13 protein-coding genes are annotated in these 19,245 nt (G+C 72.8%); 2 read left to right on the top strand and 11 right to left on the bottom strand.

Going from position 1 to position 19,245, the window contains the following annotated elements:
- Positions 1-73 precede the first annotated feature (73 nt).
- Complete coding sequence (nrdR, locus tag ACGF4C_RS03505) at positions 74-601, bottom strand: transcriptional regulator NrdR (protein ID WP_030798830.1); 528 nt, start codon at positions 599-601, stop codon at positions 74-76.
- A gap of 481 nt (positions 602-1,082) precedes the next feature.
- Here nrdR and lexA point away from each other — a divergent pair, with 481 nt between their 5' ends.
- Complete coding sequence (gene lexA, locus ACGF4C_RS03500; RefSeq protein ID WP_265360798.1) at positions 1,083-1,886, top strand: transcriptional repressor LexA; 804 nt, start codon at positions 1,083-1,085, stop codon at positions 1,884-1,886.
- A 147-nt stretch (positions 1,887-2,033) separates the two neighbouring features.
- On the opposite strand, the gene ACGF4C_RS03495 is transcribed toward lexA, so the two are convergent.
- The 5 genes from ACGF4C_RS03495 to ACGF4C_RS03475 form a co-directional block, all read right to left on the bottom strand.
- Positions 2,034-4,016, bottom strand: a complete 1,983-nt coding sequence (locus tag ACGF4C_RS03495; protein WP_393562924.1) for an ATP-dependent DNA helicase — start codon at positions 4,014-4,016, stop codon at positions 2,034-2,036.
- Between the two features lie 41 nt (positions 4,017-4,057).
- Positions 4,058-5,824, bottom strand: coding sequence for an IucA/IucC family protein (locus ACGF4C_RS03490; RefSeq protein ID WP_393562923.1), 1,767 nt, complete (start codon positions 5,822-5,824; stop codon positions 4,058-4,060).
- 105 nt (positions 5,825-5,929) lie between these two features.
- Positions 5,930-6,619, bottom strand: a complete 690-nt coding sequence (locus ACGF4C_RS03485) for a GNAT family N-acetyltransferase (protein ID WP_393562922.1) — start codon at positions 6,617-6,619, stop codon at positions 5,930-5,932.
- Between the two features lie 105 nt (positions 6,620-6,724).
- Positions 6,725-8,749 carry an IucA/IucC family protein gene (locus tag ACGF4C_RS03480; protein WP_393562921.1) on the bottom strand — a complete coding sequence of 675 codons (2,025 nt, stop codon included), beginning with the start codon at positions 8,747-8,749 and terminating at the stop codon, positions 6,725-6,727.
- Between the two features lie 11 nt (positions 8,750-8,760).
- On the bottom strand, positions 8,761-10,140 hold the full coding sequence (locus tag ACGF4C_RS03475; RefSeq protein ID WP_393563433.1) for a diaminobutyrate--2-oxoglutarate transaminase family protein: 1,380 nt from the start codon (positions 10,138-10,140) through the stop codon (positions 8,761-8,763).
- 278 nt (positions 10,141-10,418) lie between these two features.
- Between ACGF4C_RS03475 and ACGF4C_RS03470 the strand changes: the two genes are divergently transcribed.
- The gene (locus ACGF4C_RS03470) at positions 10,419-11,606 is read left to right on the top strand and encodes a trypsin-like serine peptidase (RefSeq protein ID WP_393562919.1); all 1,188 of its coding nucleotides are present in this window, start codon (positions 10,419-10,421) and stop codon (positions 11,604-11,606) included.
- Between the two features lie 117 nt (positions 11,607-11,723).
- Here the strand turns inward: ACGF4C_RS03470 and hflX are convergent, their stop codons facing one another.
- The 5 genes from hflX to ACGF4C_RS03445 all read right to left on the bottom strand — a co-directional run bounded on the left by hflX (position 11,724) and on the right by ACGF4C_RS03445 (position 19,116).
- The gene (hflX, locus tag ACGF4C_RS03465) at positions 11,724-13,211 is read right to left on the bottom strand and encodes a GTPase HflX (protein WP_393562917.1); all 1,488 of its coding nucleotides are present in this window, start codon (positions 13,209-13,211) and stop codon (positions 11,724-11,726) included.
- A 147-nt stretch (positions 13,212-13,358) separates the two neighbouring features.
- Positions 13,359-15,014 (bottom strand): M1 family aminopeptidase, encoded by a 1,656-nt coding sequence (locus tag ACGF4C_RS03460; protein WP_393562915.1) that lies wholly within the window; start codon positions 15,012-15,014, stop codon positions 13,359-13,361.
- 152 nt (positions 15,015-15,166) lie between these two features.
- Positions 15,167-17,371: a RelA/SpoT family protein gene (locus ACGF4C_RS03455; protein ID WP_393562914.1), complete on the bottom strand. Its 2,205-nt coding sequence runs from the start codon at positions 17,369-17,371 to the stop codon at positions 15,167-15,169.
- 209 nt (positions 17,372-17,580) lie between these two features.
- Entirely contained in the window at positions 17,581-18,456 is an 876-nt protein-coding gene (gene dapF / locus ACGF4C_RS03450) for a diaminopimelate epimerase (protein WP_393562912.1), read from the bottom strand.
- Positions 18,457-18,672: 216 nt separating this feature from the next.
- Complete coding sequence (locus ACGF4C_RS03445; protein ID WP_393563431.1) at positions 18,673-19,116, bottom strand: hypothetical protein; 444 nt, start codon at positions 19,114-19,116, stop codon at positions 18,673-18,675.
- Between the last annotated feature and the right edge of the window lie 129 nt (positions 19,117-19,245).

Genomic DNA, 19,245 nt, shown 5'->3' with positions numbered 1-19,245 from the left:
GGCACGGTGTTTGTCTTTCTGCTACCGGGGCGCCCTGCTCTCGCCCCGATACAGGTCTGGATGCGCGCCGAGCTCAGTCGGCGGCGGTGGCGGGCGCGGGAACGGCCGCGTCGGCCTCCCCGTCACTCCCGCAGCCCGGGCCGGGCGGGCCCTGCTCGCGCTGCTCCCGCAGCTCGGCAATGGCCGCCTCGAAATCCTCGAGCGAATCGAAGGCCCGGTAAACGGACGCGAAGCGCAGGTACGCGACGAGGTCGAGTTCCTGCAGCGGGCCCAGTATGGCGAGCCCGACGTCATGGGTGGACAGCTCGGCGCTGCCGGTCGCGCGCACCGCTTCCTCGACCCGCTGGCCGAGCTTGGCGAGTGCGTCCTCGGTGACCGGGCGGCCCTGGCACGCCTTCCGCACCCCGGCGATGACCTTGTTGCGGCTGAAGGGCTCGGTGACCCCGCTCCGCTTGATCACCATCAGGGACGCCGTCTCGACGGTCGTGAAACGGCGGGAGCAGTCGGGGCACTGACGGCGCCGGCGGATCGCCGTCCCGTCGTCCGTCGTCCGGCTGTCGACCACCCGGCTGTCGGGGTGCCTGCAGAAGGGGCAGTGCATGGCTCGACCCTCCTCACCCTCGCTGTACGGACGTACGTACGCCAACGATCCCGGCGCACGACGAATAACCCCGGCCGGCCACCAGGGGCCCTCCGAAGCAGCCCCAAGCATAGGCGATCCCGGCGCCCCGAAGGACCAGGCACCACAACTTATGGGCGGCCGAACGCATCTAACCACTAGATATGGTGTCGGCCCGCTTACATTCGCCTACCGCGTGTCGCGAGGGGGGGGCGGGCCGGACGGCCGCCCACGAGAGTACGGGACGCCACCCGCCCGGGGGCGCGGCGGGGCGGGGATGACACAATCGGGCCGACCGCACGGCCCCTCCGTTGCGCGCGGAAATTCGTCGCTCGGCCATACACCCAGCCACTTGATCGGGTCAGCCAATCAGCGAATATTTCACTCGAACGTGTGTTTGGCGCAACCTTTCGAAAGCAACTACCGTTGGCTAACTAGGGAGAACATTTCGAGAGGGGCCGACGTGACCACCACCGCAGACAGCGCGACCATCACCGCACAAAGCCACTCCCAGAGCCGGTTCGAACACCCGCAAAAGGCACCGCGGCCGCCGATGGAAGACGCCACGTTGGACTCCGAAGAGCAGAAGCCCGCCCGATCGCTTCCCGGTCGGCCACCAGGAATCCGCGCGGACAGTTCGGGGCTCACGGACCGCCAGCGCAGGGTGATCGAGGTGATCCGGGATTCGGTGCAGCGGCGCGGCTATCCACCGTCCATGCGGGAGATCGGCCAGGCCGTCGGGCTGTCCAGCACCTCGTCCGTCGCCCACCAGCTCATGGCCCTCGAACGCAAGGGTTTCCTCCGCCGCGACCCGCACCGCCCGCGGGCGTACGAGGTCCGCGGCTCGGACCAGACCGCCACCAGCGCCGCGACGGAGACCGCCGGCAAGCCGGCCGCGTCCTACGTCCCGCTGGTCGGCCGGATCGCCGCCGGTGGCCCGATCCTCGCGGAGGAGTCGGTCGAGGACGTCTTCCCGCTCCCCCGCCAGCTGGTCGGCGACGGTGAACTGTTCGTCCTGAAGGTCGTCGGCGACTCCATGATCGAAGCCGCGATCTGCGACGGCGACTGGGTCACGGTCCGCCGCCAGCCGGTCGCCGAGAACGGTGACATCGTCGCCGCCATGCTGGACGGCGAGGCCACCGTGAAGCGCTTCAAGCGCGAGGACGGCCATGTGTGGCTGCTGCCGCACAACTCCGCGTACCAGCCGATCCCGGGTGACGAGGCGACCATCCTCGGCAAGGTGGTGGCCGTACTGCGGCGGGTCTGACCCACCCCTCACGACCGGGCTCCGGGACCACTGCGCCGGTCCCGGAGCCCTGCTGTGCGTATCGCGCCCTACCCGCCGGGCCAGGCGTGCGTGCCGGTACCCACAGCAGGGCTCTCCCTCTGCGCCGACCGCTGCCCCTGGCTCGTGCTACTGCTCCGGCTTCTCGTCCCCCGCCTTGGCGGCCGCGTCGATGGCCGCCAGGGAGCGGCGGACCTGGTTGCGGTCGGTGGTGTACCAGAACTCGGGCATCGAGGCGCGCAGGAACGAGCCGTAGCGGGCCCGTTCGACCCGTGGGTCCAGGACGGCCACGACTCCGCGGTCGCCCGTGGCGCGCACCAGGCGGCCGGCGCCCTGGGCCATCAGCAGTGCGGCATGGGTGGCCGCCACGGCCATGAAGCCGTTGCCGCCAGCCTCCTCGACGGCCTTCTGCCGGGCGCTCATCAGCGGATCGTCCGGACGCGGGAACGGCACCCGGTCCATCACCACCAGCTGGCAGTTCGGCCCCGGTACGTCGACGCCCTGCCAGAGGGAGAGCGTGCCGAACAAGCAGGTCCGGGCGTCGGCGGCGAAGTTCCGGATCAGCTCGCCGAGGGTCTCCTCGCCCTGGAGCAGGATCGGCACGTCCAGCCGGCCGCGCAGCTCCTCGGCGGCGGCCTGGGCGGCGCGCATGGACGAGAACAGGCCCAGGGTGCGCCCGCCGGCGGCCTCGATCAGCTCGGCGAGCTCGTCGAGCATGTCGCCGCGGCTGCCCTCCCGGCCCGGCTGGGCGAGGTGCTTGGCGACGTAGAGGATGCCCTGCTTCGAGTAGTCGAAGGGCGAGCCGACGTCGAGGCCCTTCCACGGGGGTGCGTCCTCGCGCTGGGTGCCCTCCGGGGAGAGCCCCAGGGAGGCGGCGACGCCGTTGAAGTCACCGCCCAGCTTGAGCGTGGCGGAGGTGAGGACGACCGAACGGTCCTCGAAGAGCTTCTCGCGCAGCAGCCCCGAGACGGACAGCGGCGCTACCCGCAGGGACGCGCCGAAGCGGTCGTGGCGTTCGTACCAGACCACGTCGTATTCGGAGCCGTTGGCGATGCGCTCGGCGACCGCGTGGACGTTCTCCAACGAGGCGAGCGCCTGTTTGCGGACGGCGTCCTCGTCCTGCACCGATTTGTCGCGGGTCGAGCCGAGCGCCGAGATGACCGTACGGGCCGCGTCGCGCAGCGCCATGAGGCAGTAGCCCAGGTCCTCGGGGATCTTCTCCAGGCGGCCCGGCAGGGCCAGCTCCATCAGGCGCTCGAAGGTCTCGGAAGCGGTCTGCAGCTGGTCGGCGGCCTTTTCGTTGACGAGCTTGGCGGCCCGGCGCACGGCGCGGTTGACCTGGCCGGGGGTGAGCTCGCCGGTGGCGACGCCGGTGACCCGGGAGACCAGCTCATGGGCCTCGTCGATGATCAGGACCTCGTGCTGCGGGAGGACCGGGGCGCCTTCGATCGCGTCGATGGCCAGCAGCGCGTGGTTGGTGACGACCACATCGGCCAGCTTGGCGCGCTCCCGGGCGGCCTCGGCGAAGCACTCCGCGCCGTACGCGCACTTCGAGGCGCCCAGGCACTCCCGGGAGGAGACCGAGACCTGGCCCCAGGCGCGGTCCGAGACGCCGGGGGTGAGGGCGTCGCGGTCGCCGGTCTCGGTCTCGTCCGCCCAGTCCCGCAGCCGCAGCAGGTCCTTGCCGAGCTTGCTGGTGGGGGTGGCCTGCTCGAAGACGTCGAAGAGGCCGTCCTCCTCTTCCTGCGGGACGCCCTCGTGGAGGCGGTGCAGGCACAGGTAGTTCGAGCGGCCCTTGAGCATGGCGAACTCGGGGCGGCGGCGCAGCAGCGGGTGCAGCGCGTCGACGGTCCGCGGAAGATCGCGCTCCACCAGCTGGCGCTGGAGCGCGAGGGTGGCCGTGGCGACGACCACTCTCTCGCCGTGGGCGAGCGCCGGCACCAGATAGCCGAGGGACTTTCCGGTGCCGGTGCCGGCCTGGACCAGCAGGTGGGCGCTGTCGTCCACGGCCTCGGCGACGGCCTCGGCCATCGCCACCTGGCCGGGGCGCTCGGTGCCGCCGACGGCGGTGACGGCGGCATGGAGCAGATCGGGGAGGGAGGGCTTCGTCATAGCGCTGCAAGCCTACGCGGGACCACTGACACCGTGCCGGGTCACGGATGGTGCAGGGGGTTGGGGACGGTGCCGTGCACCGCGGCGTGCGGGCGATCGCGGCGGTCCCGGTAGCCGTCCACATGCAGACGGTTGCGGTTCAGGCACAACCGCTCGATCCGCGGGGTGAGCAGGTCGAACGTCTCGTACCGCTCCTTCAGGCCGGGGAAGCGCTCGTGGTGGCGGAGGATCTCCGCCCGTACGAGTGACCAGAACTCCTCTTCGGGCACATCGAGTTGGTCGGCGCACAACGGGGCGAGGTAGCGGAAGACGCCGACGAACAGGCCGGAGTGGATGAACTGGGTGAGGAACGCGGGCGGTTCGGTGAGGAGGACGGTGCGCACGTCCTCCGGCATGGAGTCGTGCTCCGGCAGCGGATGGGCGCTGGTGTTGACGTCGTCGACGAAGTCCTTGACCGCGAGGCGGGTGGGGACGTCGTGCTCGTCGAAGATCACGATGGCGTTCTCGCCGTGCGGGGAGAAGACCGTGCCGTACTGGTAGAGGAAGTGCAGCAGCGGGGGGAGCAGCGCGGCGAAGAGGCGGGCCAGCCAGACGCGCGGGGCAAGTCCGGAGCGGTGCACCAGCTCGGCGGTCAGCGCGCGGCCCTGGGGGTCGGTCTGCAGCAGCGAGGCCAGCGTGCGGCCCCGTTCGCCGGGGTCGAGGCAGCCGTGCAGCGGCTCCCGCCAGATACAGCCGAGCAGCTCCTTGAACTGGTAAGGGACGCCGGGCAGCCGGTCGTAGAGGGGGTGCTCGACGGTGACCGAGGCGACCTCGCCGAGGAGGATCACCCGGGTCTCGTCGCGGAGGTAGGGGTCGGCGTCGCGCAGGCCGTGGACCCAGCGGGTGACCGCGGGCGCGGCGAGGGTGCGCTCGGTGGGCAGCCCGCGCCAGACCAGGGTGTTGAGGATGGACAGCGGCAGTTTGACCGTACGGGCCTCGGGCCGGCTGATGTTGAGGAAGGTGCGGATCGACTGCTGCGGCAGCCGGAGGTCGTTGTCAGTGGGCAGCGCGATGATGGATCTGTCCGCGAGTTGCGGGGCGAAGAGCGGGGCGATGGTCTCGTCCCACTGCCAGGGGTGTACGGGGAGGAAGAGGTAGTCGGCGGGGTCGCGGCCCTCGTCGGTGATGGCGCGGGCGAAGGTGTGACGGGTGGCGGGGGTGAGTTCCTCGCCGTAGAGACGGTCGGGGGTGGCCAGGGTGGGGATACCGCGGTAGTGGGCGATGCCGTGGTGCGCGGCGAGCCAGGGCAGGCGGCGGGCGGTGCGTGCTTCGGGGGCCCAGGTCGCCGCGTCGGTGGCCGAGAAGCCGAGCCGGCCCTTGTTGGCGACGAGCCAGGGGTGGCCGGTCTGGTGGCCTTCGAGGGCGGCGTAGTCCAGGTCGGCGAGGTCGGCGGCGCTCAGAGCGGTGGCGTCGAGCCGGGTGTCGGCGGCCAGGGTGGCGGTCAGCTCCCGGATGAGGTGGCCGGTGGTGTCGCCGGACAGGCCCAGGACGGTGTCGTGGGCGTGGGTGAGGAAGTGGAAGGGGTCGGCGTCGGGGGTGATCGAGGCGGGGTCGACGCGCCAGTGGCCGTAGGCGCCGCGGCGGGCCCGGAAGCGGTAGGTCGGTCCGTCGGAGACCGGCAGGCGGTAGCGGGGGACGCCGTCCGGGCCGGTGCCGTCGGGCTCGGGCGCGAGGACTTCCTCGTAGGCGAACTCCGCCAGGATCTTGGCGAAGAGCCGGCGGGCGGCGTGCTGCCAGGCGTGCTGCGAAGGCTGGGGCTCAGGAGGCAAGGCGGGACTCCTCGAAGCGGGACCGCCCCGGCTCGTACGGGGGACAACCGGAGCGGCGGGGTGGACGACGGACCGGAGCGGGGCCGTCGACGGACGGCCCCGGGGTCAGAGCAGGTGGCGGTGGGCGCGGTCGCGGACCATCAACGCGGCGCGTTTTCCGGGGAGTTCGAGCTCGTCGGCGTAGCGGAAGCCGGCCGTCAGGAAGGCCGCGACGGACGCGGTGTTGCGCAGGTCGGGCTCGGCGAGGACCCGGGTGCAGTCCGGGCGGCGGTCGAGCACGAGGTCGGCGGTGGCGCGCAGCAGGGCGCTGCCCAGGCCGCGGCCGCGGTCGTGGGCGCGGCCGAGGAGGAGGTGGATCCCGGTGTCGTGGGGGCGCGCCGGGTAGGAGCGCGCGAGCGGGTCGAGATCGGCGCGGTAGATCTCCCAGTAGCTCATCGGGACGCCGTCGAGCACGCCCAGGCAGGGCACGCTCCGGCCGTCCCCGTCGAGCTGGCTGCGCAGGTGGGCGGCGGTGGTCTCCGGCGGCCCGGCCAGCTCCCAGAAGGCCGAGACGGCCGGATCGTTCATCCAGGCGGTGATCCGCTCCAGGTCGCGGGCGGGCTGGACGGGGACGAGCTGGAACGGCCCGGCGGGTGTGCGGGCCGCTCCCCAGGCCGCCAGGTCGTCGAGGAGCCGGCCGGCGGGGGACGGCGGCCGGCCGGGGCCGCCGGTGCCCCGGGTGGTACGGGCTGCCGTGAGTGGGTGATGGGCGGCCTGGGCGGCGCTGGAGTCGATGCCGGAATCGGTGGATGGCACGGCGGCGCTCTCCTCTCGTGGCCGGATGCCGCGTGGCCTTGTGGGTCGCGGGGCGTCGGCGCCGGGGACGGGGGGCGGGGGTCTGGGGTCGGACGGATCGGCGTCCTAGGGAACGAGGGGGTTGGGCAGGGTGACGTAGACGGACTGGGTTTCGACGGGACCGACGAGTTCGTCCAGGCCGTGCAGCCGGGTCGCGAGATTGGCCTTGCAGCGCAGGGTGCGGGCGGCCAGCAGCTGCTCGGGGAGCGGGGAGCGGTGCCCTTCGGGGGCCGCGGCGGCGTCGGCGAGGAACCGGCGGAAGGCGGCGAGCAGGATCTCCTCGCGGACCAGGCGCTGGGAGCCGAAGGCCCCGATGAGGCCGAGGACGTTGTTGATGCCGAGGTAGTAGGCGAAGCGTTCGTCGACCACGTCGTCGTCGACGAAGGTGTCGCTCACGACGCCGATGCCAGGCAGCCGCCGTTCGAGACCGGCGCGGCGGGAGGTGCGGAAGTAGTAGCCCTGGTTGTCGCGGTAGCGGCCGCCGGCCGGCCAGCCGTCGGGGTCCAGCAGCACGAGGGTGTTCTGCTGGTGGGCCTCCAGGACGATCCCGGCCGTGCCGTCCAGCCACAGCAGGGGCCGGACGACCGCTTCGAGGTAGCGCAGGAACCACTCCGTGGCCACCGCGCCGGTGGGGCGTCCGGTGCGGGCGGCAAGGGTGCCGACGAGGTCTTCGAGGCGGGAGCGGACGCCCGCGTGGCCGGGCCAGGGGCGGGGCGAGGTGAGACCGGCGATGCAGACGGCGTCGTCGGTGCGGGTGAAGGGGTTGTGGCGGATGACGACGTCCAGGCCCTGGACGGGTTCCCCGTCGGGGCCGTCGACGGCGAGGTAGGCCGGGTCGCGGACGATGTCGAAGCAGGGGTGGGCGGTCTGCCACTGCTCGCCGAGTCCGGTGCGCAGCAGCCGGTGCACCTCGACACCACGGATCAGTTCCTTGCGGAGGTTCTCCCGGCGGGAGTTGGTGATGCGCAGCCCGAGGGAGAGCTTGAGCATGGCCTCCGCGTCGGGGCGGTGGACGGTGCGGACGGAGGAGGTGGGGTGCCAGAGCGGGCCGTGCGGGCCCAGGTCGTGCAGCAGTCCGGCGTCGCGGAGGGCGGTGAGGTCGGGGCGCCCGGCCAGCTCGCGGGCCTGCCAGGGGTGCAGCGGCAACGGCACGGTGTCGTCGGGGAGTTGGAGGCCATCACCGGCGAGGCGGGCGGTGAGGCGTTCCGCCGGGACGGGCTTGCCGCGTTCGGTCCAGGCGGAGTCGGCGGCGACGGCGGAGCGGTGCACGGCGATCCAGTGCAGCGGGAAGGCGCCGCGCAGTTCGGGCGAATAGGCCCGGGTCTCGGCGTCGCTGAGCCCTTCCCGGCTCTTGGGGGTGGGGTGCAGCGGATGGCCCAGGAGCAGGGACTGCTCGGCTTCGAGGAAGAGCGCGCCGTGGTCGTCGGCGGGCCGGGCGCGCCGGTCGGCGAGGAAGGTGGCCACGTTCCGGACGGAATCGGCGACCCTGCCGAGGAGTTCGGCGCCGTCGCCGTCCGGTGTCGGCTCGCCCTCCGGGACCGTCCGTTCCCCGCCGTCGGGTACGCGGTGCTCGCCGCCGTCGGAGGCCCGCCGGTCGCCGCCGTGCGCGGCCTCGCGGCGCAGCAGCGCGGCGAGGGTGACGGCGTCCAGCGGGGCGGCGCCGGCCGGGGCGCCTTCGAGGCCGGGCGCGCCCAGGCGGTGCCAGCCGGTGGGCGACCAGTAGCGGACGGGGATGTGGAGTGCGGTGGCGCTGGCCGGCAGCGGGAGGCGGAGCCGGCCGCCGGCCGGCCGGGGGCTGCCGTTCTCCCGCAGCCAGCAGCGCAGCAGGTGCTCGATGCCCGCGGCGTCCGCGGCGACCGCCGGGTCGGGGTGGTCGAGCGGGTCGTGCTCGCCGGGCGCGCGGTCGTAGGCGGCGGGCGCGGTGAGCGGGCCGGCGGCCCGGTCCGGGCCCTCGTGGGTCTGCTGGTGGCAGGCGTCCTCCGGGGCGCGCCGCTGCTGGCGGGGGACGGACTCGATCGTGCCCGCGCCGTGGTGCCGGTCGGGGAGGCGCTCGCCGGGCGGGGTGCCGTCGGAGCCGGGGCGTTCGTTCATGGGGTGGTGCCTCACAGTGTCGTGGGGGACGAGGCCGTCGGCCCGGGGTCGGTGCGGACCGCCGCCGTGATGGCGTCGGCGAGGCGGTCGAGGATCGCGTCCGCCTGTTCGTCGGTGATGGTCAGGGGTGGCAGCAGCCGGACGACGGCGGAGTGCCGGCCGCCCAGCTCGACGATCAGGCCGCGGTCCAGGCAGGCCTGCTGGACGGCGGCGGCGAGGTGCGGGGCGGCGGGGCGGGCGCCGCCGGGGTCGGGGTCGGCGCCCGCGTCGACGAGTTCGAGGCCGAGCATCAGTCCGCGGCCGCGGACGTCGCCGATGCAGTCGTGGGCGCCGGCCAGGGCGCGAAGCCGGTCGAGCATCCGGGCGCCGAGTGCCCCGGCGCGTTCGGCGAGGCCGTTGGCGCGGACGTGTGCGAGGGTGGCGCGGCCCGCGGCCATGGCGAGCTGGTTGCCGCGGAAGGTGCCGGCGTGCGCGCCGGGTTGCCAGGCGTCGAGTTCCTCGCGGTAGACGATCACGGCCAGCGGCAGGCTGCCGCCGATCGCCTTCGAGAGGACGAGCACGTCGGGGACGATGCCGCTGTGCTCGATCGCCCAGAAGGTGCCGGTGCGGCCGACGCCGGTCTGTACCTCGTCCACGATCAGCGGGACCTGCCGGGCCGCGGTGAGCTCCCGCATCCGCCGCAGCCAGCCGTCCGGGGCGGGGATCACCCCGCCTTCGCCCTGGACGGGTTCCAGGATCATCCCGGCCGGCCGGGGCACGCCGCTCTTGTGGTCGTCGAGGAGGTTCTGGGTCCAGCGGGCGGCGAGTTCGGCGCCGCGCTCACCGCCGGTGCCGAAGGGGCAGCGGTAGTCGTAGGGGTAGGGCAGTCGGGCCACGCTGGTGTGCCGGGCGCCCCCGGAGGCAGCGAGCGCCTCGGCGGTCATGCCGTGGTAGGCGCCGGAGAAGGCCATCAGGCCGTCCCGTCCGGTCGCGGTGCGGACGAGTTTGAAGGCCGCCTCGACGGCGTCCGTACCGGCCGGGCCGCAGAACTGGATCCGCCCCTTTTCGGCCAACTCCCTGGGCAGCGTGGCGAACAGCTCGGTGATGAAAGCGTCCTTGACGGGGGTGGCCAGGTCGAGGACGTGCAGCGGAGCGCCGGAGTCGAGGACCGTGCGGATCGCTTCGAGCACGACGGGGTGGTTGTGGCCGAGGGCAAGGGTGCCGGCGCCGGAGAGGCAGTCGAGGTAGCGCCGGCCGTCGGCGCCCTCGATGGTCAGCCCGCGGGCGCGCACCGGGACGATGGGCAGTGAGCGCGCGTACGTACGGGCTGCGGACTCACGCAGGGACTGTCGACGCAGGATCCCCTCGTGGGCCGGCGGCGCGGCCGCCGGCACGGTTTCGGTCAACGCCACGGCAGTTGTGTCCTCCTGCTTGGTGAGCTGCTGCATACCGAGCGGGCCGGCGGGCAGCCCGGCCGTCCCCCGTACGTACCAACGACGGCGGCGACGCCGGATCACGGCCCGGAACAAGATCCTTGACGGGCTGGAACCGGGGACCCGAGTACCGCCGTCCCCATCGTCACCGGCATAGTGGGGTCTTGCGCTCGGATCTTGAGGTTCATGACAACTTCCGAAACCGGCGCGACTCCGCTCAAGCCACACCGTTCGATTCATCAGGGGGATCCACACCCATGCGACCCATACGACGGCCCGTCCTGGCCGCCGCCGCCCTCACCGCCGTAGTGGCGCTCACCGCCACCGGCTGCGGGCCGGACAGCGACAACGCGGACGCCAAGCCCAGTCAGTCCGCGGCGGACACCACGGGTGGGGGTGCGATCAAGATCCCCAAGGACATCCAGGACAAGCTCAAGGAACACGGCATCGACCTGGACAAGTGGAAGAACGGCGAGTGGAAGAACTGGGACCGGGACAAGTGGCTCCGGGAGGCCGGGGAGTTCATCAACCCGATCATCAAGAACTTCTGGAACCCTGACAAGATCGAGAAGGTCAAGCCGCCCAAGGACCCCAGCAAGCCCGAGGACATCTCGGAGGACCAGGGCAAGACGGATCCTGAGCCGGCCGCCGTCCCCGCTCAGCCCGTCAAGACCCCGTACACCACCACCGCTCCCGGTGTGGGTCTGCTGCTGTTCAGCACGCCCGAGGGCGAGTCGCGCTGCTCCGCCACCGTCGTCAAGGACCCGGCGCACCCCGGTAAGTCCAACCTGGTGTGGACCGCGGCGCACTGTGTGCACGCCGGCAAGAACGGCGGCTGGTACCGCAACATGATGTTCGTGCCGAACTTCAACAAGACCGGTGGCAGCGCCGGCCAGTTGAAGAACAAGCCCTTCGAGGAGCGCGTCCCCTCGGGCAAGTGGTGGGCGGACGACATGGCGACGTCCAGCGAGTGGATCAAGGACGGCGGCGCCGTGCCGGGCGTGCCGATGGCCCCGTACGACTTCGCGCTGATGCATGTGAAGCCGGAGGAGAGCACCGGCGGCAAGTCGCTGGAGGAGATGGCCGGCGGCGCCTACCAGGTCGACTTCAACGCCCCGGCGATGGCCAAGATCCCCAGCCTGACCGCGCAGGGCTACCCGGCCGAGGCGCCGTTCGACGGTGCCGCGCAGCAGAGCTGCACCGACAAGCCGACCCGGCTGTCGATGGACGCCAACAAGCCGACCATGTACCGGATCGGCTGCACGATGACCGGTGGCTCCTCCGGTGGACCCTGGTTCATCAAGGGCGCCGACGGCAAGCCGGTGCTGGTCTCCAACATGTCGATGGGTCCGCGCCCGGCCCGCTGGTCGGCCGGCCCGCACCTGGGCCCCGAGGCCAAGGCCATCTTCGACAACATGAGCAAGAAGTGGGCGAGCAAGCAGTAGTCCGCTGAGGTGGGGCGGTGCCCGGCACCGTCCCACCGGACCGCCACCACGGCGAAGGCCCGCTCCGGGAGACCGGAGCGGGCCTTCTGCGTACCTGCGGGCCGTATGTGCGGGGCCTTACGCCGCCGGCACGAACGGGCGGAACTCGGCGGCCAGCGCTTCGTGGACCCGCGCCTTGAGGACCGTGCCCTCGGCGGTGTGCTCCTCGGAGAGCACCTCGCCCTCGGCGTGCGCCCGCGAGACCAGCGCGCCCTGGGTGTAGGGCACCAGGACCTCGATCTCGACCCGCGGCCGGGGCAGTTCCTCGTCGAGCAGGGTCAGCAGCTCAGCGATGCCCTGGCCGGTACGGGCCGAGACCGCGATCGCGTGCTTCTCCTGGCGCAGCAGCCGCTGGAGGACCAGCGGATCGGCCGCGTCGGCCTTGTTGACGACCACGATCTCGGGGACGTCCGTGGCGCCGACGTCCCGGATCACCTCGCGGACGGCGGCCAGCTGCTCCTCGGGCACCGGGTGCGAGCCGTCGACCACATGGAGGATCAGGTCGGAGTCGCCGACCTCCTCCATGGTGGAGCGGAACGCCTCGACGAGGTGGTGCGGCAGGTGCCGGACGAAGCCGACGGTGTCGGCGAGGGTGTAGAGCCGCCCGCTGGGCGTCTCGGCCCGCCGGACGGTCGGGTCCAGGGTGGCGAACAGGGCGTTCTCCACCAGCACGCCGGCGCCGGTGAGGCGGTTGAGCAGCGAGGACTTGCCGGCGTTGGTGTAGCCGGCGATGGCGACCGAGGGGACCTGGTGGCGCCGGCGTTCCTGGCGCTTGGTGTCCCGGCCGGTCTTCATCTCCGCGATCTCCCGGCGCAGCTTCGCCATCCGCTCGCGGATCCGCCGCCGGTCCGTTTCGATCTTGGTCTCACCGGGACCACGGGTGGCCATACCGCCGCCCGTGGAACCGGAGCCACCGCCACCCATCTGCCGGGACAGCGACTGGCCCCAGCCGCGCAGCCTGGGGAGCATGTACTGCATCTGGGCCAGCGAGACCTGCGCCTTGCCCTCCCGGGACTTGGCGTGCTGGGCGAAGATGTCGAGGATCAGGGCGGTCCGGTCGACCACCTTGACCTTGACGACGTCCTCGAGGTGAATCAGCTGGCCCGGGGAGAGCTCACCGTCACACACCACGGTGTCGGCCCCGGATTCGAGCACGATGTCGCGCAGCTCCAGCGCCTTGCCCGAGCCGATGTAGGTGGCCGGGTCGGGCTTGTCGCGGCGCTGGATGACGCCGTCGAGCACCAGCGCACCGGCGGTCTCGGCCAGCGCGGCGAGCTCCGCGAGGGAGTTCTCCGCGTCCTGCACCGTGCCGGACGTCCAGACACCGACGAGCACCACGCGCTCCAGTCGGAGCTGGCGGTACTCGACCTCGGTGATGTCTTCGAGCTCGGTGGAAAGGCCCGCCACACGGCGCAGCGCCGCGCGGTCCGACCGGTCGTACTGGTCGCCGTCGCGCTCCCCGTCGATCTCGTGGCTCCAGGCGACGTCCTCTTCCATCAGGGCGTCGGCCCGAAGGCTCTCCGGGAGGCGCTGCCGGTCCTGCGGAAGGGAAGAAGAGGAGGTCATTTGATCCTTTGCGTCGTTGGGAAGCCCTCATGGGACCGGATGCATGGCCCCACCGGGACTGTCGTAGGTGTCAACGTACGACACGCCCCGGAGATTCCCGGGCTGCCGGCGCCGACCTGATGATGGTCCCACGGCCCGGGAGGGCGGTCACGCGGGTTTTCCGGGGGGAGTGGGTTTTCCGGCGAGCTTCACCGGCTGTCCCGTCTTGCCGGGCTGTCCCGTCTTGCCGGGCTGTCCGCCCTTCGCGGGCCGGCCGGGCTGCGCCGGCTTGCCCAGTTCGCCGGCCGCACCGGGCCGCCACGCCGGGTGGCCGGGCATCGGCGGGGTGTGCGCGCCGTAGAGCCACTCCTGGAAGAAGCCGGTGAGGTCCTGCCCGGAGATCTTGGAGGCCAGCGCGGTGAAGTCGGCCGAGTCGGCCACGCCGTCCTTGTGGTGGGCCACCCATTCGCGTTCGAGCCGGTCGAAGGCCGCCGGGCCGATCTTCTGCCGCAGGGCGTAGAGGACCAGGGCGCCGCCGTCGTAGACGATGGGGCGGAAGATGCTGATCTTCTGGCCGGGGCTGGGGACCTTGGGCGCGGCCGGCGGCCCGCCCTCGGCCCGCCACCCGTCGGACTGCTCGTACGCCCGGTGCATCCGGGTCTCCAGGTTGGCCCGGCGGTCGTCCTTCTCCTGGGCGTAGAGCGCCTCGTACCACGTGGCGTGGGCCTCGTTGAGCCAGACGTCGGACCAGCGGCGCGGGCTGACGCTGTCGCCGAACCACTGGTGCGACAGCTCGTGCACCATCACGGACTCCACGTACCAGGCAGGCAGGTGCGCGGTCGTGAACAGGTCCTTCTCGAAGAGCGAGAGGGTCTGGGTCTCCAGCTCGAAGCCGGTGCGGGCGTTGGCGATCAGCACCCCGTACGCCTCGAAGGGGTAGGGGCCGACCTTGCGCTCCATCCAGGCGACCTGCTCCGGCGTCTTGGCCAGCCATTTGGCGAGCGCCGCGCGGTTCGCGGTCGGGACCACGTCGCGGATCGGCAGGTCGTGCGGTCCGTGTTTGAACAGCACGCTGGACTTCCCGATGGAGACCTGAGCGAGTTCGGTGGCCATCGGATGGGCGGTGCGGTAGGTCCAGGTACGGCGTGCCGCGCGGGTGCCGGCCGCCCCCAGGGGCAGGCCGTTGGCGACCGCGGTCAGCTGCTGGGGGGCGGTGATGCGGAAGGTGAAGAACGCCTTGTCGGAGGGGTGGTCGTTGCAGGGGAAGACGCGGTGGGCGGCGTCCGCCTGGTTGGCCATGGCCAGCCCGTCGGTGGTGCGGATCCAGCCGCCGTCGGTCTTGCCGCGGGGGTCGCTGGTGTGCTGGACGGAGATCTTGACCTGCTGTCCCCGGGAGATGTGGGCCGGGGGGACGACCACCAGGTCCTCGCCGTGCTGCTCGTACCGGGCCGGCAGGCCGCCGACCTTCACGGAGCGCACCGTGCCGCGGGCGAAGTCGAGGTTGAGCCGGTCGAGCTCGGTGGTGGCGTGCGCGGTGATCTCCGTGGTGGCGTTCATCGGCCGGTCGTTGTGGCCGGAGTAGTCCAGGGAGACGTCGTAGGACGTGACGTCGTAGCCGGTGTTGCCGAGCATGGGGAAGAGCCGGTCGCCCAGGCCCTGCGCCTCCAGGGGCTGCGGCTCGGCCACGCCGAGGGTGGCGACGGCGGCCAGCCCGAGTGCGGCGGCCCGGCGGCCGGAGCGCCGGAGCCGGCCGGTTCGGGCACCGCGCGGCGCGGGGACGGTGCGGTCGGGGTCGCGGGACGGTCGGCGTGAGCGAAGGGACATGAACTACGGCTACCAACGCGGCCGCCTCCGCGGTGGGCGAGCCGTCAAACGGCACCCGAACGGGCGGTGCCCCGTGCGTCTGTCCCGGAGGGCGTCCTCCGGACGGCCCGCAGCCGTCCGACGGGCCGTCACCATCCGTGGCCGGGCCGGACTCAGGGGCGCATCGCCGCGGCCTGCCGGACCCGTCCGGCCCGCAACACGTCGAAGACGCCGGGCACTTGCCGCATGGCGCGCATCAGGGAGGGCAGCCCGGCGGCGTTCGGCAGGTGCAGCGTGTACGTGTGACGCACGCGCTGTTCGTGCGGGGGTTCGACGGCGGCGGACACCACGGCGGCGCCCTGGGCGGCGATCGCCTCGGTGAGGTCGGCCAGGAGGTGCGGCCGGCTGAAGGCCTCGGCCATGAGGGTGACCCGGCAGCCGTGGGTGCCCTGGCCCGCGCCCCGCCAGCGCACCCCGACCGGCTGCCGTCCGGTGGCCGCCATACGGGCCACGACGGGGCACAGGGCGCGGTGCACGGTGACCGCGCCGCCCCGTACGGCGAAGCCGGTGACGGTGTCCGGCGGTACCGGTGTGCAGCAGCCGGCCAGCCGGACCGCGGCGCCGGGGAGGTCCGCGACCGCGAGCACCGAACCGGGCGTGGCGCGGGCCACCGCGGGGGTCTCGCCGTCCGGGGCGGGCCGGCCGGCGGGCGAGGGCCCCGAAGGGGGCTCGGCGGGCCCCTGCGGGCCGACGGCGGGCTCCTGGGACCCGGACAGCCAGCGGGCGATGGCGAGCCGCGCGGCGGGCGTGCGGGCGTGGTCGAGCCACTCCGGCGAGGGGCCGGCGGCGGAGTCCGGGGCCATCAGGAGCTGCAGGCTGTCACCGTCGTGCAGGACGGTCGCGAGGGTGGCGAGCCGGCCGTTGACGCGCGCGCCGATACAACAGTGCGCCCGCTCGCCGTGCCGTTCGTACGCCGCGTCCACACAACTGGCACCGGCGGGCAGGCCGATGGCCTCGCCGGCCGCCCCGTCCGTGGCGTCCGACCCGTCCGAGGGGGCGTCCGCGCAGAAGACCGTGATCTCGCGGTCCTGGGCGAGATCGTCGCGCAGCGAGGTCCAGAAGGTGTCCGGGTCGGGGGTGGTGCGCTGCCACTCCAGCAGACGGGAGAGCCACCCGGGGCGGGTCGGATCGGCCCGCTCGCCCTCGGGGGCGTCCGGCCCGTCCGTGGGTGCGTACGGATTGCCCAGCGCGATCACCCCGGCCTCGGCGACCCGGTGCATCTGGTGGGTGCGGATCAGGGTCTCGGCGATCTCCCCGGAGGGGCCGGTGACGGCGGTGTGCAGCGACTGGTAGAGGTTGAACTTCGGTGTCGCGATGAAGTCCTTGAACTCGGAGACCACCGGTGTGAAGCAGGTGTGCAGCTCGCCGAGGACGGCGTAGCAGTCGGCGTCCTCGGCCACCAGCACCAGCAGCCGCCCCAGGTCGGCGCCGGTCAGTTCGCGGCGGGCCAGCCGTACGCGGTGCACGGAGACCAAGTGCCGTGGCCGGACGAGGACTTCGGCGTCGATGCCGGCCTCGGCCAGGACCGTGCGCATCCGCTCCGCGATGTCGGCGAGCGGGTCGGGCCGGCCGGCGTACTCCAGGACGAGGGCCTGTGTGGTGGCGTACTCCTCGGGGTGCAGGATCGCGAAGACCAGGTCCTCCAGCTCGGCCTTCAGCGCCTGGACGCCGAGGCGTTCGGCCAGCGGGATCAGCACGTCGCGGGTCACCTTGGCGATCCGGGCCTGCTTCTCGGGCCGCATCACGCCGAGGGTGCGCATGTTGTGCAGCCGGTCGGCGAGCTTGATGGACATCACCCGGACGTCGTTGCCGGTCGCCACCAGCATCTTGCGGAAGGTCTCCGGCTCGGCGGCGGCGCCGTAGTCGACCTTCTCCAACTTGGTCACGCCGTCGACGAGATAGCCGACCTCGGTGCCGAAGCGCTCGCGAACCTGATCCAGCGTCAGATCGGTGTCCTCGACGGTGTCGTGGAGCAGTGAGGCGATCAACGTCGTGGTTTCGGCGCCGAGTTCGGCGAGGATGAGGGTCACGGCCAACGGGTGGGTGATGTACGGCTCACCGCTTTTGCGCAGCTGGCCGCGGTGCGAGGACTCGGCGAGCAGATAGGCCCGGGCGAGGGTGTCCAGGGCGGCGTCGGGGTGGTGGCGGCGGTGCACCTTGGCGACGTGCTCCAGGGCGTGCGGGAGGCCGTCGCGGGGGGCCGGGCCGAGCAGTGCGGCGCGGCCGATGCGGCGCAGCCCTCTGAGCTCCAGTCGGCGGCGGCCGCGCCCGCGGCCCGCTGCTCCAGGGTTACCAGGGTTCGTGGCCTCTGCGCTCATGGGCACCTCCGGCAGCGTCGACCGGCGGTGGGACGCGTCAGTTCCGGTGTCCCGGGCCGGTGCTTGATGCTATCGAGCCCATCACGCAGTGCTGTCCACCTCTCGCTCAGAGTGATACGGATCACCCGTTCGAGCGAATCTTTTGGCCTGAATCGTTTTTGCAGGGCGGCCGGGGAGCGTCCCCGCCCGGCCTCCCTGTCGTGGGCCGGTCAGGCGAGCGCGGCGGTCAGCCAGGCGGGGTCGAAGGTGCCCTCGGCGACGATCTCGGCCGGTCCGGTCATCTCGACCGTGCCGTCGGGCAGCTCGGTGATCTTCAGGCTGCCGCCGAGCACATCGACCGTGTACGTGACGGGGGTTCCGGTCGCCGTCGGGTCCAGACCGTCCCTCCGGGCGGCCGCGACGGCCACCGCGCAGGCGCCGGTGCCGCAGGACCGGGTCTCGCCCGAGCCGCGCTCGTGGACGCGCATCGCCACGTGCCCGGGGCCGCGGTCGACGACGAACTCGATGTTGACGCCATCGGGATAAACCGCCGCGGGGCTGAACGGCGGTACGGCCAGCAGGTCCCCGGCGTGGGCCAGGTCCTCGACGAACGCGACCGCGTGCGGATTGCCCATGTTGACGTTGCGGGCCGGCCAGCTGCGGCCGCCGAGCGTGACCACCACGCCGTCCTCGGGCAGCTCGGCGCGGCCCATGGAGACCGTGACGTCGCCGGTCTTGGCCAGATGGACGCGGCGCACGCCGGCGCGGGTGGCGATGGCGAGGTCGCCGGCCTCGACCAGGCCGGCGTGCAGCAGGTAGCGCGCGAAGACCCGGGTCCCGTTGCCGCACATCTCGGCGATCGAGCCGTCGCCGTTGCGGTAGTCCATGAACCACTCGGCCTCGTCGGCCTGATCGCGCGCCTCCGGATGCGCTGCGGAACGTACGACGCGCAGCACGCCGTCACCGCCGAGGCCGGCCCGCCGGTCGCAGATCCGGGCGACCGCGGCCGCGGGAAGGTCGAGCAGACCGTCCGGGTCGGGGACGATCACGAAGTCGTTCTCGGTGCCGTGCCCCTTGAGGAAGGGCACCCGCTGCGTACTGGTCACCCTTGCATCGTACGGGGCGGGGGTGACAGGGGTGGTGGGGGCGGGTGCTCTCCTGACCCGCCCACCCCCCGAAGGGGGGTGGGCGGCGGGGAAAAAGAGGAGCGCGTCGTTCCGCGCCCCGGGAGGGGAACGCGTCAGCGGGCCTGGGCGGGAGCGCGTCAGCGCGCCTCGGGCGGGCGGGAGCGCGTCAGCGCAGTCCAGACGGGCAGGAACGCTTCAGCGCAGTCGGGCCACGCGCCAGATGGCCAGGGCCGCGGGGACGGCCACCACCAGGGCGTACAGGAGGACCACCCGCCAGCTGGCGCGGCGACCGGAGCCGCGGGCGGGCAGGCCGGGCCAGGTGTGGCCGACGCGGCGGGCGGCCATCATGCCCCAGCCGGCCGCGCAGCAGCACAGCAGCAGGCCGAGCATCGCGATCACCGCGCCACCGTCGCCGCCGAATTCGAAGGCCAGCGGGAAGGCGAACATCAGCGAGCCGAGGGCCGCCAGCCCGACGATCGGTGCGAGCTGCCACAGCCGCAGCCGGCGCGGCGGACGCAGCTCGCGGAAGGACTCGCCACCCTCGCCGGTCCCGCCGGCGGCGTCCGGTCCGTCGGAGTCGTCCAGCGCACCGGAGTCGTCCAGCGCACCGGTGGCGCCCAGGACATCGGAGTGGCCCATGGGGTCGGAGGTCCCCAGAGGATCGGAGGTTCCCAGAGGACCGGACGGGGCGAGGGCATCGGACGAAGCGAGCGGGCCGCTGCCGATGCCGTCGGCGCCGGACGGACCGTCCTCGGCGAGGCCGTCGTG

Source organism: Streptomyces sp. NPDC048197, assembly GCF_043202395.1.
GTDB lineage: Bacteria > Actinomycetota > Actinomycetes > Streptomycetales > Streptomycetaceae > Streptomyces > Streptomyces siderophoricus.
Note: the sequence above shows the minus strand (reverse complement) of the source record. Positions and strands in the feature narration are given on the sequence as shown.

Excerpts from the sequence above, each read along its gene's own strand:
- nrdR (WP_030798830.1), bottom strand. The coding sequence starts at position 601 with ATGCACTGCCCCTTCTGCAGGCACCCCGACAGCCGGGTGGTCGACAGC.
- ACGF4C_RS03495 (WP_393562924.1), bottom strand. The coding sequence starts at position 4,016 with ATGACGAAGCCCTCCCTCCCCGATCTGCTCCATGCCGCCGTCACCGCC.
- ACGF4C_RS03480 (WP_393562921.1), bottom strand. The coding sequence starts at position 8,749 with ATGAACGAACGCCCCGGCTCCGACGGCACCCCGCCCGGCGAGCGCCTC.
- ACGF4C_RS03470 (WP_393562919.1), top strand. The coding sequence starts at position 10,419 with ATGCGACCCATACGACGGCCCGTCCTGGCCGCCGCCGCCCTCACCGCC.
- hflX (WP_393562917.1), bottom strand. The coding sequence starts at position 13,211 with ATGACCTCCTCTTCTTCCCTTCCGCAGGACCGGCAGCGCCTCCCGGAG.
- ACGF4C_RS03460 (WP_393562915.1), bottom strand. The coding sequence starts at position 15,014 with ATGTCCCTTCGCTCACGCCGACCGTCCCGCGACCCCGACCGCACCGTC.
- ACGF4C_RS03455 (WP_393562914.1), bottom strand. The coding sequence starts at position 17,371 with ATGAGCGCAGAGGCCACGAACCCTGGTAACCCTGGAGCAGCGGGCCGC.
- ACGF4C_RS03445 (WP_393563431.1), bottom strand. The coding sequence starts at position 19,116 with ATGGGCCACTCCGATGTCCTGGGCGCCACCGGTGCGCTGGACGACTCC.